Below are 15451 nucleotides of genomic sequence, written 5' to 3' on the forward strand. Positions count from 1 at the left end.
TCAGGATGCGTCGCGGAGATCGTCGAGCCGACGCTGGACACGGTTGTGGAGCCGCTGTGCGCCACCGTCTGAGAGATCGACCTCAGTGTCGACCTCGATGCCGGGAACGTCGACGATGTCCTCCAGCGCATCGCTGAGGGTCTGTTGATCGTCAGCGAGGACACGCTCGTCCGGCTCCTCAACCTGCTGGTCGTGTTCTTTCAGGGCCAACTGAATCATCATGGCCGGTTTGCGGAGGAGTTCACCGGCCACTTCGATGTACTCCTGATACGTATCTGACGCCAGCGAACCCTCGTACGAATCGAGGAGTGCGATCAGCAGCGACAGCTGAATATTGTACACCGTCGGTCGGGACGGCGGCGAGGCGAGAGTCGTCGCCCGGTCGGCAGCGGCTTCGGCGTAGGTGGCTGCGACGCCCCAGTACTGATAGCACGTAGCCGCGTCGAACGGGAGTACCTCGAAGTCGTAGGCGATAGCCCGGGTGCGGCGAATCGCTTGGTCCACCTCGACGAGTCGGTCTGCGACGTCGTCGTAGATCGTCTTCCACCACTCGTTGATCGGTACCCGGTCGTTCGCCCGCTCGTGAGTGGCGTCGGTCGCCCGCCCGTAGTGCCGGCGCGTGTAGCGCTTCCCCGTATCGGGAACGACGGCTCCAGTTTCGGGGAAATATAGGATGGGCTTCGCCCACAGCGTCTGCGTCCCGCGGAAGTCGTACCCGGTCTCGAACCCGCCGTACATGACCAAATCGGCCTCGTCCGAGTCGGCAACGCTCGTCACGCCGTCGGTATCGTCATCGAACTCCGTGTCATCACTCCCGGAGACGACGTGTTCGAGGCCTGGACAGACGACGAACATCTTGAGGAGGCCTCCCCAGTCCCGATAGCTCGCCCAGCCGAACACCTCAGTCTCACCGCGCTGCTGGAGCGCACCGATGATGGGGAGATACGCCTCCTGTGGGTTGATAATCGAATATCGGTCCGAGGCGATCTGCCAGCGGAACGTGACGTCGTAGCCGAGGGCACACAGCGCCTTCCGACGCTCGTCGACGATGTCTTGGTGGTCACGAATTCGAACCAGTGGGTCCGACGACGCCCTCGTCGCAAGCTCGTCGAGCGAGCAACCCGAAGCGTCCTCGAGTTCGTCGACATCCAATCCGTGAACGTCACGGATCGCCTCGGTATCGACGGTTCCGTCCACGCCCACGAACTCGTTGGTCGCCCAGAGCTCTCCGGAACTCGCTTGCGGAAGCGTCGCGATGACGTCCTTCAGCGACCGGGGATCGGGATCGAGACACCGAGCTTCCGATGAAACCGCATCGGGATAGTCGCCCTGGTCAGCAGGAGTGAGGCCAGCAAAGGAGAGAGTCGTCTCACGGGCGAGCAGGTCTGTGACCGGAACCGTCGCTGTCATCGAGCGTGGCGCGTCATCAGCGGTGGCTGGGTCTGGTTGCGTTGGTGTGGACATGATGAACGAAGGCGAACGCCGCTCTCGTTGGATGGAGAACGTAGCTAGTCCGTCCCTCAGCCGATTCGGGTCGCTAAATCACAGGGGGCGTGCAGTTCATGACTTTCCAGAAGCGGCGATCGAAGGGTCATCCTCGGCTGTTTCCTCGTTCCTGTCATCCTCGTCGGTGTCCTCAATCACGAGCGTCTCCTGTTCGTCGTCGTATCGGGGAATGTACTCTTCTCCCCCGAACCACCGGACGAGCGTCGGTCGGAGATTCCGAATCGTCGTCGCCGTCGATTCCCCGACGTGGTCGACCGTCGTGAGCGAAGTCGCATAACAAGCCCAGGCGGCGAACTCGCCCATCGTCTCGAACTCCTCTCCAAGCGCTTGTTTGGCAGCCGACGAAGTGAGCCGTCCATGTGTCGAGAGCCACTGCTTGGAGAACGGCTCGGCCGCCGGGTCACGCTCGCCACGTCGGATCGCCTGGAGTCTGACCAGATTGCCGCGGACGTTTCCCTTCTTCCAGAGTACCTCGTCATACCGGCGGACCAGCGCGAGTTCCTCGGCGTAGGTGATCGTGTCCAAGTCGATGGTCTCGATCTCGACGTCCGCAGGCTTTGGAGCGGTATTCTCCGGATAATCTCTGTGCATGTACTGCTCTCGATAGCCCGACTCGCGGAGGTCCTGGAGACGAACCAACCATTCATCGCCCGTGAGTTCCCGGCGAACGAAGTTCTCTGCGAAGAGGTGGTAGTCGTCGACAGCGACTTCGAGTCCGAGTGTCGGCGCGAGGAGCGCGATGGCGAGCTGGCAGGCACGTTCAGGAGCTGCGTCCGGTCCCCAATCGAAACCACCGGGCGACACTGGATGGACTGAGAGGTGCTTGTCGAGGAGATCGTCGCCGGCGTAGACGAGACAGCCCCCGAGGGTTCGCTCGCCTCGGTACCGCCGAGCGCGATTCGTCGACCGTGAGTAGCTGGTTTTCATACGCGATGGATGCCGAGGGGGGGGTCATGTCTCGATCCGTGGGGCGAGCATCCGGATCATCGATCCGTCCCCGTCGCCGATGTCGTACGAGAGCATCGCCGGAAACTTGGTGCCGAAGTCGATCGTCACCGCAGTTCCGGCGGGGATCGTCCGCACGATTTTCTTCATGTAGTCCAGGCTGAACAGCGAGGACGCCTCTGCGAGAGTAACAGCCTCCCAGTCGTCGGCATCAATCCGGAAGTCGACGCTGTCCGTGTCCCCCTCGGCATCGATCCGGAACACTTCCTCCTCGGGATCCATTCGGAAGCCGACGTGGTCAGCAACCAGATCGGCCGCTTTTACCCCCTGGCGGAGCGTGTCACGGTCGACGGTGACGCTCGCTGGTAGCTCCAGCTCGGGAAGCGTCGGTTCCGACCGAATCGTCGCCGGATCCAGACAGGCCATCTGGAACTCGAGGCTAGTGACGGCCACGACCAGCTTCCGGCTCTCAGTGTCGAGGTGAAGTTGGACGAGAGCGCCTTTGTTTGCGAGCGAAACCGGATCCCAGAGTCGGTCGAGATCGACTCCGATGACGCCGGGAGTCGCGTCGTAGGACTCGAACGCGCTCGCCGAGAGATTGAGGTCATCCATCGCGACGTTCGCGGGGCCGACCGCCCGGACGCGGATGCCCGTCTCGTCGATTTTCACGCGGGCCTCATCGACGGTCGCCCTGAGTGCCCGCAGGATATCCTTCAGCGGTTCCGACTGAATCGCCGCCCGGAACGTCGACGGCGGACCGGTGGCGTCAGGCGTGTCAGACTCACCTTCTCCGGACGACGATGCCGTCTCATCATCCGGCGATTGGTCAGGTGTCGGACCCTCTTGCGGACTGGTCGACGACGGATCGACAGATGAATCGTCGAGTTCGTCGCTATCTGCGCTCTCTGGGGGTGTTTCTGTACTCATGGCTGGTGGTAAGAGCAGCAACTAGGAGTGAGAGGTAAGAGTCGATTGGAGCGGTACCGTGTCGACTCCGACTCTCCCTCACCCCCTTCGGGACGGTAAATTCGCGAATACGCCAAGGTAAGCAAGAAGCCGCACTGCGACTGATTTGAAGACCGATTATGAACTACCTCGAAACATGACCCGGGGAACACTGCGGGACACCTACGTCGCTGCGCTCCAGCACGATCTAGTAGACCTGCCCGATCAAGCAGCCTTGGTCGGAGTAGTTAGATCGCCAATGCCCTGGTTCGCTCCGGCTGTCGACGAGAACCACCCCGCACTGGGCCCGCCACAAACCTTGCTCGAGCAGATCAAACGACGGGCCGAGGAACTCGAGGCGGACGGACTCGACGATGCAGAGGCACACAACACGGCGTGGGACGATGTCGACTTCGAACAGCGGTATCGTGAGCACCTGAACACGGACGACGAGGCACAAACGGCCTTCAAGGCCCTCCACACCCGGTTGCTGGATGGTGAGGATCTCGTGCTCGTCTGTTACGAGAACACCGAGACGAAACGCTGCCATCGAACCATCCTCCGCGAGGAACTCGCCGATGCACTCTGAGCCGACTTTACGACCCGCCCCCCATGAGTAGACGTGTAACGGCCAGTGGTCTTACGGAGAGTAAACCGGGGGGAGCCAGTCACACTGCGAACAGAACGCTTCGTACACGCCGAGCGTCTCCTCCAACGCCCACGACCCATCCGACCGGAAGGTGACTCCAGCCCGGACGATGGCGTGAACGATCGAGTGGCCACATTCAGGACAAGGATCCCCCAGTTGCCATCCGGCGGCGGCCAGATCAAGCATCATCTCCGTACCTCCCTCGTGACGGGAGTCTCCAGCAGTCATGGGGACCTCCGTTCTGTATCGGTCCGGGCATTGGACCCACACGTGGGCCACGCGGGCAGGTCGAGCTCCTGGAGGTCCTGCCAGACGTGCTGGAGACTGACATCGGAGATTCGAGCGGCCGCCGCGAGCTCAGCCTGAGTAACTGCCCCGTAGCCATCCAGTTCTCGCGCTGTGAAGTATAGACAGCCAGCGGCGACGCCGGCGGGCTTGCGTCCGTTCGCGAGGCTGGCAACGGCCTCTGAGTCACTGAGGTGAGCCGCTCGCTCTCGGACTTCCTCCGAGGCGTCGACGGCACTGGCCAGCCGCGGGAGAAAGTCAGCGGGCAACGCCGGGGGAATCCGAAGCGACAGCTCCCGATTGAGTACCCCATACGCCAGTCGGATCTTCCCACAGTCAACCCGAGCCGCCTCGGCGATTTCGTCGAGAAAACGGGGCAGTTGGCGGCGGCGACACGCCGCGTACACGGATGCGCTCGCCATCGATTCGAGGGACCGACCGCGAATTAGGTCCGCCGACTGTGCCTCGCGATACAGCTGCCCCGCCTCAGCCTGGATGCTCTCGCCCACGCCCAGCGCCCCACCGATCCGACGGATCTCACCGAGCCCGTGCGCGAGGTTCTGGTCGGCTTTGCTCTCGAAGCGGGCCCGTCGGTCCCAGCGGCGGAGTCGACGCAGGCGGGCCTGGGTCGCAGCCGGGAGTTCACGACCGTGGCCGTCTCGGAACCGACCGATTTCGGCAGAGATCCCCCGATCATGACGCATCGGGGTCACCGGCCCGCCGACCCGGCGCCGCTCTGCTTCGTCGTAGGGCGTCCACTCCGGGCCGTGGTCCAGGCCGGCATCCTCCACGAGCAGACCGCAGTCAGGACAGTACGTCTCGGTGTCGTCGCTGACGAGCTGCACACCATCACATTCTGGACAGCAGCCAGACGCGTTCGCCGGCGTTTCGTCGGCGGCGTCGACGTGATGACGGGAATCGGTACACTGGTCGGTCGAAACAGTCGCGTAGCTGGTCGAATTGAGGGACATCTGGGAAACGGCCCGATGAGGGCCAAAGGTTGATCGTCAGTCAGTTAGTCGCGGGGCTGGTCGGCGAGATCTGGTGGTAACGGTGGGTCGAACGTGTCGTGGAAAGCGAGACAGACCCGGTCCTGCCAGGCCGCGTATTCGTCGGGCGACGTCTGCTCGAATCGTTTCACTCCGAGTCCGGACTCACGGGCGAAGGCCTCGAGATCGATCGCCTCGATACTCGTGATGGCCCCCGCCGATGGCGTCGGTGCGGCTGCTGCGGGTAACGGTCGCTCGATCCAGCCGTCGAAACAGCCGTCGGTCGAGCTGATCACTACAACGCCGTCGGTCGCACCGACGAACAGCTGCGTGGTGATCCGGGCGAGGTTTCGGTACAATCGCGGTGGAATCACGAGCACCAACTGGTCGGTATCGATAGTCTCGATCCGACCGTACTCGATGACGCGTCCGTCGCTTTGCCAGCGCTGGCGATCATCGAGCCAGCCACCGGTCTGGAGTTGGCCAACAGCGGCCTCCAGACACGCGAGGGTCTGGTACCCGATATAGCCAGTTACCGTCGCGTAGAAGCTCACGAGGCCCTCCAGGAGCACTCCCGAGTGCCGCGGCTCACGCTTCCCTCGAACGAGCCCGGTCGGCTGGCTGAACTGCGACTCGTCGAGAACCAATTAGTAGTGGACATCGGCAGGCACCACCCAGAGCAAGTCGCGATCACGGTCCGCGATGTACCGATCGACCGCCGCTCGAGAGCGGAGGCCGGCGCCGTGTTCGTCGTAGACCCAGACCGACGGCCCAGCGAACTGTCCAAGCCGGTAGCAGTCATACCGGGCAAAGTCGACATCGTCCATCACCTCGGCTGAGTCGAGCCTGTCGAGTTTCTCACGAAGGGTCGCGACGGTTTCGACGAACCACGTCGTCTGTGCCTCGACCGCGTCGTCCAGCAGTTGTTCACCGGTCACTGACGACAGCCGATGAGCGGAATCGAGCCCACCGTAGCGAGGGTGGTCACGATACCTGGCGGTCGATTCATCTAGCGTTTTGTAGTAATCGAAGGCAGTACTCGCACCCTCACCGATCCCAATCAGCCGGTCAAGCGCGAATCGGGCGACGCCGACCGCCTCGGTCGGGTCAGGTGCAGGGACGAGTACACGGATGAGCATGTGCATGATCGCCGTTCCTCGCCCCCTTCGGGGTGGATAAATCGGGAATCAGAAATCTCAGAGGAGATCCTCGATGAATCGAAAGGCGTTCACAAACGTGATGGCATCTCCATAGCCGTCGCTCGCAAGCGCGGTCTCGATTCCCTCACCGGCGGCGATATCAGGTGTATAAACGTAGACGCTGGTGACCGACCCGTGGGCGAGCAGCTGCGCCGCGAGGCCCCCGAGGGCGGCATCGGCCCGCTCGATCTCGTCTTCGGGGCGGTCATCGGCGTTCGCGATGTATCGCTGGACGCTATCCATCGTCCTCGATACCAGCGGGACCGTGTAGTCCAGCGGCTCGGCGACCGCGACCCAGCCTTCTTCGATGGCGGTGTCGACCCGGGTCGATTCGTGATCGGGAACGTCGACGGTCAACTCGTCGTAGACGCGCTCGGGGAGCAGGAAGGTGATGTCGTTACGCTTGGCGAACGTTCGAACCCGACGGTACCGTTCGTTTTCGGGGCCGCCGAGTGCGACCAGAAAGCCGGTGTCAGCGATGTGGGCAGCGCTCACGCGTCCTCGCCGGCGTCGCCAGCATCCGTCTCGAGATCTTCGGCTGCAACGACGTCCTCGAGCGACGCTCCGGCGGGCTCGACGTCGACATGGTCGTGGACGACCGGACGGAGCGCCCCGAGGATAACCTCCGCCTCCAGCGGCGAGATGTCCAGATCTCGCGCCATCAGCTGATGTGTGACCTCGCCGCGCTCGCGAGCGACGGCGTAGGTGAGCGCCGTCGCGAGGCCGGCGATCCCGTGCCGATCGGTGTAGGCGTCGATGTCCTCGTTTCCGTCGCGCCGGCCAACGGCGTCGACCAGCATCGGCGTGACCGTGTAGGTGCGCTCGCCGCGATCAGTAGAGAGCGAGAGTTCGATGTCAACGGCCTCGTACTCGCGGGGTTGCTCGTCGGAGATCGCAGCGAGAACGCCCGCCTCCTGGAGTCGGTTGACATAGCTGTAGGCCGTCCCCTGCGGGAGGTCGAGAGCGTCCATTGCTTCCCGAACCGTCGCAGGGCCCTCGCGATGGACATAAGCGTACAGGCGAGCCAGCTGGGGCTCCTCGAGGAGGTCAGCAACCGACAGGAGGTCCCGAACGACATCGCCGTCCCGGGCTGTGCGTGACATGAGTTCCGTTCTGATTACAGATTATGGATAAGCTGTAAAGTATTTTGGGGACGCGAGCGGCTCGGCGGGTTCAATAATCGATAGAAATCTAGTGTGGGGTCGATGTGGGGGATTCCTCGAAAACATGCGAACAGAGGCTTCTAGCGGCGATACACCTATGCGTCGCTGGGAGGAGTTGGAAGTGAGGCTGGATAGAGCCTCACAGTGGAATTAGGGAATTCCAATGAATAGTAGCAACAACCGCGATAAAAACCTATCGGCGACGATAGAGGCGACGACACAGGAAGACCCCAATGGGACCGCAGACTCGCGGACCGACGCCCGCCGCTCACCCTACTTTCGGGACTACCGGAAGGAACAGGAGCGCCGCCGCTCGACTGACGCGACCGGGACGACCACGCTGGTCACCAGACTGGCAGGGTTGCTCTGGGCCATCGTCGATCAAGCGACTGCAGACAGCTCTGCTCGTGACACTGACGTCGCGACGGAGCAGGATGCAGATCCAGCGCGCTTCATGGAGCGGACGGCCTCGAAGACTGACTTCGGAACGCGAGCGGAACCCGTCGACGGACTGTACGGCTACACTCCCGACGGTGACCCTGTCGTTCCCGAGCGAGGTCAGCTAATGAGAGCTCGGACCAACGCGAACGGTCAGCCCGCAGACGCGCTCTTAGAGCCCGATGCTGCCAGCGACCTCGCGACCTGGACGCCCGGCAACGCCAGCTCGAACTTCGTCGATCCGACCGGCGAACAGATCGTTGGCGTCGCCAGTGGGCTCGACGAATCCGCGACCCGGACGACTGCACCGGAGACGACCGCTCCCGCGACTGTCGACGACCTGCAGGCGTACGACCGACCGGAGGACATCGAGGACGACGATACCACGACCGGCATCGAGACCGCCGATCTGGAGGTCCTGACGCCCGGTGGTGAGTACGTCCGTCTCGGTGACCTGCTCGCTGAACCCGAGCAGTTCGCCGGCACGTCACTGGAATCCATCGAGCGCTCGCTCGCACTGGAAGCCGAGAAGCAGCGCGTCACGGACGGTATCTGCCGCCCGGGCGAACTCAGCGACGAGATCGAACTGGTCGGACACGCGAAGTGGCTGAACAACCGGTTCGACGAACTCGCCGCGCAGCGCCCGACGACGACGGAGATCGCCGCAGCTCGCGCTGAAGCTACCACACAGGCCCGCGAAGAGCGTCTGCGTCCACTCCTCGAGTTGGACTCGGACACGCACGACGAGGTCTGTAAGATGGCGAATCGGCTCCTGAGTGAAGACTTCGAAAAGGTCCACGAAGTGCGCAAACAACCGCTCACCCTCGCAATCGCGCTTGCAGAGCGTGTCTCCCGAGATGTCGAGCCAGCGAGTGCACTCCTCAGACAGGCCGAAGCCGAGGCGAACGATCCCCGGAACATCCAGACGATCGGTAACGTCCGATACATGTCGACCCGCCAGACGAAGGGCCGATTCTCGACGCAGGGTCGCGTGGCGATCCTCTTCGAGAACACGCATCCCGGAATCAAGCAGGCCGGCGTGCTCCAGGACGACACCGGATCCATCCGCTTTGCGATCTGGAAGAAATCCGAATGGGACGAGACCCGCCCCACGCCCGACCCGACCGACGTTAGCGGCCGCACGCTCATCCGATCCCACCGGTTCCCAGAACTGACGGTCGGAGATCTCGTGCGCGCTGAAAACGTCGTGAAAGGTTGGTACGGGGACGAGGCAACCTTCGAGACCCGCCGGGACAGCGAACTCACGATCCTGGAGCGAGCTGCCGACGACTCGAAGGACGACACGGCCACGTCCGAGACTGCGACGACCCACGAACGACGACCCAGACAACCTCGGCGGACTGGTCCGAAGACGACTGGCACACCTGTCCCGAAGAACCCGATCGCCTACTGGCGAGGGAGCGAACGATGGGTGTTCCCGATCACGGACTGGACCCCCGACTGGTGGCTGGCGCAGGAGAATGTCGAGACTGTCGAACAGGATCGGTCTGAAGTGTCAATGACGACTGGTAGGAAGGTGACCCCCGAACAGTAGCGACCTGTAGCACAGCGAGTCTCCATCCGAGACTCAGAACCCTAGAACCCCCTCTTTCCGACGCAATCCGACACCAGTGAGCCAACAGATCGCAGAGTTACCCCACAGAGTGAGTCACCAACGAGTTCGTGGGGTAACGATTCTGGTAACGAAGCCTTCGCAAGCAGCAGAGACAGTTACTCGGAGGGTACGTGAGGGAGGATTTCCTGAATGAAGACGAGTAGACTGTCTCGCTCGTCTGTTGGCGTAATCCGGACTACCTCGTAGACATCCTCGTCGTAATTGAGCAGCCAGAGTAGATAATGAGTCCGAGAGTGCCGTTTCCATTCCTCACCTGCTTTTCTCCCAGCTCCACCATCTTCGTCGGCGGTTACAATGAGGTTGACTCTGAACGGTTTTCCTGTGTCATCAGGAACCGGTTCCTGATCATACTCGAACTCGACCGATTTGACTCGGTGACGTTCGACTGCATCCGGAAAGAGATCGCGGTTCTCCAAGTAGAACTCGTAGGTGTCAAGATTGTACGAGGGATCCGTTGCGGTGAGCCAGTTAACGGGAATACGGTGGATATAGCGTTGCGTGTTGAACGTAGTCGATTCAATATCGACAGGCTCTGTGAAATGGTGTCCTCTTGTCTGGTTAGAAGCCAGGTCATCACGGTATCCCTCCATCATACAAGATGACAAAGGAAGTAACCAGATAGCGTTGACGGGCAGCTACCACTGTCCAGAAATCTCGTTGGGGCTCAATCGACCACCGATTTCTAAGCCCTATATACGATACCGAGCCAGACCGGCCCGATGAGGCGGACGACAACGCCGGTCGACCGGCAGTCAGCAGCGCGGGGCAGACGATGAGCCGCTCCGAACAGTACTGCGTAACGCTGTCGGTCCCGTGGCTCGTGCGAGGCGCCCACGCGGTACAGGATGCCATCAATATTGCCGTCAGTGAGGTCGGAACACGGGTGAGCGAGGCAGATTCACCAAACGTTCATCAGTGCGATATCAGCATCCAGATGCTCTCCTGTACAGCCTGTGGGACGCCGATGGAGGCGGTGCTCGTCGTCGCCGAGACAGCGCTCGTTGGGCTCACGCTCGAGTGTACCGTCTCAGCGCGATCACCTGAAGACGCCGAACGGACGGCCCGGCGTGAACTCGGAACGGCGTTTGACGGGACGCCGCTCGTCCCAATCGGGACTGTCAGGGCAGCTCCCCGTTCGGACGCGGAGTGATGTTTACGACGGCCTTGTTGAAACCCTCCCTTGGCGGTGCGTTTTATCTCTCGTGCAGAATACTAGGAGAGCTAGCTACGCACCAATCGACTTGCAAGCCATACATACCAGCTAGTCTCTTGGAGAAAATTAAGTATCAGCGATCCTTCCCCAAACTTGAATCCTGTCTTCATAAGGCCAGAAAAGCCTTCGAAGGCGCTGCATCGTGTGTGACATTAGCTCTTCAGCAGCGATTTGTCCTTCTGTCCGTTTTACGGTCCACATCAACTGAGGAAAGACGGTCTGGTAGGAGGCCTCACCGATAATTGAGCTCTTTCTCCACGCTCTCAATACCGCCTCCAGTGCATCTTCTTGAGATATATCCATAATAGCTTCCGCGAGACGCTCAAACCCGGGACCACCGATATACCAGCTTATTAGATCATGCTCAGCGATTATTTTCACGAGGGAGTCAACACCTTCCCCTGCTCCCTCTCGATCTGCCAGAACATGAGCCAACGGTACAGCAGCCAGCCCTTCATGCCAATAATATCTTTCTTGTAGTAATTTCACAGCATTGTATAATTCGTCGGTAGTTAGATCTCGGAAGTCTTCCTCGGAGAGAGGATTCTCTTCTGAACAATCAGAGAGTAATCGGTGGAGTTCTTCTTGTTCGGCAGGAATCTCCTCTTGGTCAGACTCTCCTATATCAGATTCCTCGTCCACCTCTTTTCGGGTGTTTTCCGGGATACTAACATCGTAGATCTCTGCAAGCTCTTCAACTGTTTCTGCTAAATCAGCACTCACTCCTTCGTCTACATACTCGCCTTCGTTCATTAGGACAAGTGACTTGCCAACCAAGTCTTCCCAGCCGTTGTCTGCTGCAATCTTAGCAGTCCTGCCAAAGTACCTGACCTTCTTATCTGTGTATTCGCTAGTAAGTACCTGCGCTCGTTGTGCGTCGATATAGGCTCTTAACTCGCCATGTGTTATTTCAGATGGATTGTCTAAACGCCAATTTCGGAGTTTCTTGAGCGTGAGTTGGTTAGACGCGCCTTCGAAAGCTGAGTCAAGACTAATAAGGTCCTCATCCAAGAGATCAATTAAAAACATACCCTCGTAATGTAGAGTTTCCTTTCCATCAGTCAACTCATGGAGAAGCCGCGCCCAGTTGATCAACTGGATTGCAGTACCCATGTGCCGTTCCCAGTCGTGGCTAACCACATCACGGAACCCTTTCCAGACATCGTTCAGGAAGACATCCTTTCGATAGCCATAACGGAAACAACGTTCTATCGCGCTGTCAAAATAGCGATCAGCGTATTCAGGATATCCTGCTTCTGCTGCGTTGTACGCTAAATCAATCAGAGCTCTCGTTGGTGGTTCTTCATCTGGAGGCCGTTTGAGAACCTTCTCAAATTGTTCGTCAAGTGCCTCAGGCAGCATCTCGTCTGGATACGTGCCAACAAGCTCCCAAGAGATCGTAGGTAACAGGTTCTCGGTCTCACCATGAGTCTCGTTAGCTAGTTCATGAACTCGCTGCACCTGATCTGTGGATCCCTCCTCAATCACGCCCTCAAATTCTGTAACAGCGGCTTCAACAGATGTCCTATAACTCCAGTGTTCACCAGGTGGAATCGGTTCGTCCGCCAGTGTTCGATCATTGAACCGCTCTTCAAGGAAATCAAGAGTTGCATCAACCCATCGGCCTGCCTCGTCAGGAGATTCTCGCGTCGTTGCAGCTCCAACTAGGGCAATAAATTGGTGTACCTTTGGATGTTCAGCAGAGATATCTGCCATCGAGGAGAACACCTCTTCCGGGGACTGGCCACAACTCGCGAGAATCGCCCCGAGATAGTATGCGTCACTGAACCTCGACCCGCTCTCCGTCGGACTTCTCTCAGGCTCTGCCAGCCGCTGATTTTCGGCTATCTGCACGATTTCATCCTGTGGACCGCCACACAGAAGCAGCGTATTGAGGCCAGCAATCGACACATCCGAAAGGGGAGGAGCGTTTTCACGAAGCTCTTCTCTCCACAAGTCGGGGAGCCGATGGCCTATTTCTCCGCAGGCCTCCAAAGCCACCTCGCTATCTTCAAATAGCCAATCTGGAGGATGAGCCTGATAATCAATCAAATCTGGATGGTGACGGACAGCTGCAAGGATTTCTCGAGGAAAATGTTCCCCCGTATCGGCACGGCGAATTTCCTGCGCAACGTCCCAAAACTCGTCCGGGTGCAATAGAATCGCTCCTAGTTCAAAATAAGCTTCTGGGTCCCAACTCGGTTGTTCGGCCTCTCGATAATCATTCTCCCACTGCCTCATCCATTCGCGTTCAATCTCGTCTTCCCATTCCTGAGCAACCGTCTGCATTGCCGAAAGTGCTTCTTCTGTACCGCCGTCGTATTCCCGGATTTGATCGACTAGCCGGATAGCCGCATCACGGTCACCTCGTGCTGTGTAGAAGGCCAAGCGATCTCTGTCATCGGCGTATATATCTAGCATATCTCGGGTGACTCCACCCAAGATTGTACAGTCAAACGCCTTCGTATAGTCCCCCTCAAGTAATGATGCGTCGAAGGCCAGATTGATTGCTCGTAGTACTTGATCTACGTGAGCACCATTCTCCCACCATTGCAGCACCTGATCAAGGGACAGCAGATCTTTGAGGGCCTCACGTCCGGGGCCGTTCTCTGCGTGGTATGTAAGACTGTCTAACCTATTGGGGGTCTTTTCACACCGCTCAACCAGATGATTGAAGATTCGTTCGTGCCCCTCTTCTATTTCATCTGGATCGATTTGGTCTAAAGCAAAGGATCTGAAGCTATCGTGGAAGACTCTTAGGCGTTTGTCATCAAATTGGTCTATTATGTGAGACAGAGGCATCTCATCAATAGAAAGCTCTTTGCGAGTCCAAGGAAGGTCAATCAATTCATCAATAATATCATCATCAAGCCCTGTCGGATTAAGCGCAATTAGAGTCGCTACGTCTCGTTCGTGTGGGTGCAGTGGCTCCCAGACTGTTTCATAATATTCCTCAAGTTCACCATCTACGTCAGACGCCTCGTCCAAGGCCGATCGAAGTTCTTCATGAACTTCGCCCCCAGATGTTGTCGCTTTTCTGAGGAGATGGGAGAGGATAACCGGAAGACCACCTGATACCGATTCTACACGTTCCACTAGCTCATCTGTTGTTGAGACGTCGTTCTCTTGGAGGTAACGCTCAATTTCGCCTTTGTCCCACTCGGGAACGGCAATATGTTCGCTTACTCTTAGGTCCCGGTGGAGTTCGGTGGAGAGCGGACGACTTACCATTACTAGGGTTAAGGGATCAGGGAATTCAAGCGCGGCTAGTTCCTCAAGTACAGTATCCTCAATTTCACCACCGTGAGCAGTGTCGCCGAATGATCGCAAGGCATGGTCAAGACCGTCAATTATGATGAGTGGTTGCTGATCTTCGCGAACGGCCCAGTTCGCGACGCTTTCAATATACTCTTGAAGATCATCAGTTCCCGTCCAAACAGGATCCGCCACTCCGTCAGCAAATGCCTCCTGAAACGTGTTATGAAGCTGTGCAGCCAGTTGATGCCGAAACCAAGCCGGATCGTTTCTTTTTCTTTCTATGTGTTCAGCATCGTCCGGTACATACAGGAAGAACCACAAAGCCCGCTTATCCGTCGTATTCGACCATTTCCTATGTAATAACTCGATCCCAGTCGATTTGCCGCTTCCAGGCCCTCCCTCAATCAATAAACGGCTAATGTCCTCGCCGATATTTTCTAAATTCTGAACCCACTCAGGTTCGATATATCCCTCTTGAATGGGGAATTCTTGAGACAAATCTGGAGTCGGAATATATCCTAATCGTCTCACAATGTCTTCCCGCGTAAGCCGAGTAATCGACGAGTGATTGCGAGCCCATCTCGCTAAGTCAATTGCATCTGTTACAAGCTTCCTAGAGCCACTAATTTCTGGATGTTCTAGCTCATCAAAAATTGGTGTGACATTCTTTTCAATTAGCCGCACAAGATCGGTATCGCGAATATTTTTCGCAAGTTCCTCGTCATCAGCTGTATCAATGCCGGGAACACCTGTGATGTATTCAATCTCAGTTCCCGAGGACACTGCTCCGGCACTATTTGCTAAATGCTTGGCGGGAAATCGGAGGTTGCCAAAAAAAGACACTTCCCCATCATCTTCGAAATCAATGTCCGCACCAAGTTCTCCGAGATGGGACGTTAGAATGACGAATCGCGACCCTTCTCCCGCTGCAATTCTATCCTGTGCCGAGTTTACGAAGTCGTCTAAATAAAATTTTGAGGAAGCGTTTTCCAAGTCGCTCGAAGTGAGTCGTTGCCCAGGCCGGTTTCTCACCTGGAAACAGATCTGGTCTCTTTCTTGCTCAAGGATAAGATCATCAAATTTGTCCCCCGACTGGAACGCATCCTCAATAGCTACTGCTTCCGATTCTTCGAAAAGTACTGAAAGGATTGCAACGCCGGCTATCGCATCTTGAAATGTATACCCTCTGGCTGCCGGGGCCAGTCCAGTCGCCATCTACCTATCT

The 15451-nt window shown here is 58.3% G+C and carries 13 protein-coding genes; 3 read left to right on the forward strand and 10 right to left on the reverse strand.

Annotation, left to right across the window (positions count from 1 at the left end):
• The 3 genes from RBH22_RS14495 to RBH22_RS14505 all read right to left on the reverse strand — a co-directional run bounded on the left by RBH22_RS14495 (window position 1) and on the right by RBH22_RS14505 (window position 3378).
• Complete coding sequence (locus tag RBH22_RS14495) at window positions 1–1410, reverse strand: hypothetical protein (RefSeq protein WP_306677944.1); 1410 nt, start codon at window positions 1408–1410, stop codon at window positions 1–3.
• Window positions 1411–1560: 150 nt separating this feature from the next.
• Window positions 1561–2433 carry a DUF6166 domain-containing protein gene (locus RBH22_RS14500; RefSeq protein WP_306677945.1) on the reverse strand — a complete coding sequence of 291 codons (873 nt, stop codon included), beginning with the start codon at window positions 2431–2433 and terminating at the stop codon, window positions 1561–1563.
• A 24-nt stretch (window positions 2434–2457) separates the two neighbouring features.
• Window positions 2458–3378, reverse strand: a complete 921-nt coding sequence (locus tag RBH22_RS14505) for a DNA polymerase sliding clamp (RefSeq protein WP_306677946.1) — start codon at window positions 3376–3378, stop codon at window positions 2458–2460.
• Between the two features lie 277 nt (window positions 3379–3655).
• Between RBH22_RS14505 and RBH22_RS14510 the strand changes: the two genes are divergently transcribed.
• A complete protein-coding gene (locus RBH22_RS14510) occupies window positions 3656–3985 on the forward strand; it encodes a DUF488 family protein (RefSeq protein ID WP_306677947.1) in 330 nt (109 codons plus the stop codon).
• 284 nt (window positions 3986–4269) lie between these two features.
• Here RBH22_RS14510 and RBH22_RS14515 read toward each other — a convergent pair whose 3' ends face one another.
• The 5 genes from RBH22_RS14515 to RBH22_RS14535 are packed head-to-tail and all read right to left on the reverse strand — an operon-like array spanning window position 4270 to window position 7621.
• Window positions 4270–5301: a transcription initiation factor IIB family protein gene (locus tag RBH22_RS14515; RefSeq protein ID WP_306677948.1), complete on the reverse strand. Its 1032-nt coding sequence runs from the start codon at window positions 5299–5301 to the stop codon at window positions 4270–4272.
• A 44-nt stretch (window positions 5302–5345) separates the two neighbouring features.
• The gene (locus RBH22_RS14520; protein ID WP_306677949.1) at window positions 5346–5966 is read right to left on the reverse strand and encodes a hypothetical protein; all 621 of its coding nucleotides are present in this window, start codon (window positions 5964–5966) and stop codon (window positions 5346–5348) included.
• A complete protein-coding gene (locus RBH22_RS14525; protein ID WP_306677950.1) occupies window positions 5967–6464 on the reverse strand; it encodes a hypothetical protein in 498 nt (165 codons plus the stop codon).
• A gap of 51 nt (window positions 6465–6515) precedes the next feature.
• Window positions 6516–7013, reverse strand: a complete 498-nt coding sequence (locus RBH22_RS14530; protein ID WP_306677951.1) for a hypothetical protein — start codon at window positions 7011–7013, stop codon at window positions 6516–6518.
• Complete coding sequence (locus tag RBH22_RS14535; RefSeq protein ID WP_306677952.1) at window positions 7010–7621, reverse strand: helix-turn-helix domain-containing protein; 612 nt, start codon at window positions 7619–7621, stop codon at window positions 7010–7012. The genes RBH22_RS14530 and RBH22_RS14535 overlap by 4 nt, the downstream gene beginning before the upstream one ends.
• Window positions 7622–7844: 223 nt before the next feature.
• Here RBH22_RS14535 and RBH22_RS14540 point away from each other — a divergent pair, with 223 nt between their 5' ends.
• Complete coding sequence (locus tag RBH22_RS14540; protein ID WP_306677953.1) at window positions 7845–9674, forward strand: hypothetical protein; 1830 nt, start codon at window positions 7845–7847, stop codon at window positions 9672–9674.
• A 176-nt stretch (window positions 9675–9850) separates the two neighbouring features.
• On the opposite strand, the gene RBH22_RS14545 is transcribed toward RBH22_RS14540, so the two are convergent.
• Window positions 9851–10348 (reverse strand): hypothetical protein, encoded by a 498-nt coding sequence (locus RBH22_RS14545; protein WP_306677954.1) that lies wholly within the window; start codon window positions 10346–10348, stop codon window positions 9851–9853.
• A gap of 179 nt (window positions 10349–10527) precedes the next feature.
• Here RBH22_RS14545 and RBH22_RS14550 point away from each other — a divergent pair, with 179 nt between their 5' ends.
• Window positions 10528–10905: a DUF555 domain-containing protein gene (locus RBH22_RS14550; RefSeq protein WP_306677956.1), complete on the forward strand. Its 378-nt coding sequence runs from the start codon at window positions 10528–10530 to the stop codon at window positions 10903–10905.
• A gap of 129 nt (window positions 10906–11034) precedes the next feature.
• Here the strand turns inward: RBH22_RS14550 and RBH22_RS14555 are convergent, their stop codons facing one another.
• A complete protein-coding gene (locus RBH22_RS14555) occupies window positions 11035–15441 on the reverse strand; it encodes an NACHT domain-containing protein (protein ID WP_306677957.1) in 4407 nt (1468 codons plus the stop codon).
• Window positions 15442–15451 lie beyond the last annotated feature (10 nt).

The organism is Halobellus sp. H-GB7, assembly GCF_030848585.1.
GTDB classification, from domain to species: domain Archaea; phylum Halobacteriota; class Halobacteria; order Halobacteriales; family Haloferacaceae; genus Haloquadratum; species Haloquadratum inordinatus.

What these genes read in the sequence shown, in the direction of transcription:
- RBH22_RS14495 (WP_306677944.1), bottom strand. Translation starts at nt 1,410, where the DNA reads ATGACAGCGACGGTTCCGGTCACAGACCTGCTCGCCCGTGAGACGACT.
- RBH22_RS14500 (WP_306677945.1), bottom strand. Translation starts at nt 2,433, where the DNA reads ATGAAAACCAGCTACTCACGGTCGACGAATCGCGCTCGGCGGTACCGA.
- RBH22_RS14505 (WP_306677946.1), bottom strand. Translation starts at nt 3,378, where the DNA reads ATGAGTACAGAAACACCCCCAGAGAGCGCAGATAGCGACGAACTCGAC.
- RBH22_RS14510 (WP_306677947.1), top strand. Translation starts at nt 3,656, where the DNA reads ATGCCCTGGTTCGCTCCGGCTGTCGACGAGAACCACCCCGCACTGGGC.
- RBH22_RS14515 (WP_306677948.1), bottom strand. Translation starts at nt 5,301, where the DNA reads ATGTCCCTCAATTCGACCAGCTACGCGACTGTTTCGACCGACCAGTGT.
- RBH22_RS14525 (WP_306677950.1), bottom strand. Translation starts at nt 6,464, where the DNA reads ATGCACATGCTCATCCGTGTACTCGTCCCTGCACCTGACCCGACCGAG.
- RBH22_RS14535 (WP_306677952.1), bottom strand. Translation starts at nt 7,621, where the DNA reads ATGTCACGCACAGCCCGGGACGGCGATGTCGTTCGGGACCTCCTGTCG.
- RBH22_RS14540 (WP_306677953.1), top strand. Translation starts at nt 7,845, where the DNA reads ATGAATAGTAGCAACAACCGCGATAAAAACCTATCGGCGACGATAGAG.
- RBH22_RS14545 (WP_306677954.1), bottom strand. Translation starts at nt 10,348, where the DNA reads ATGATGGAGGGATACCGTGATGACCTGGCTTCTAACCAGACAAGAGGA.
- RBH22_RS14550 (WP_306677956.1), top strand. Translation starts at nt 10,528, where the DNA reads ATGAGCCGCTCCGAACAGTACTGCGTAACGCTGTCGGTCCCGTGGCTC.
- RBH22_RS14555 (WP_306677957.1), bottom strand. Translation starts at nt 15,441, where the DNA reads ATGGCGACTGGACTGGCCCCGGCAGCCAGAGGGTATACATTTCAAGAT.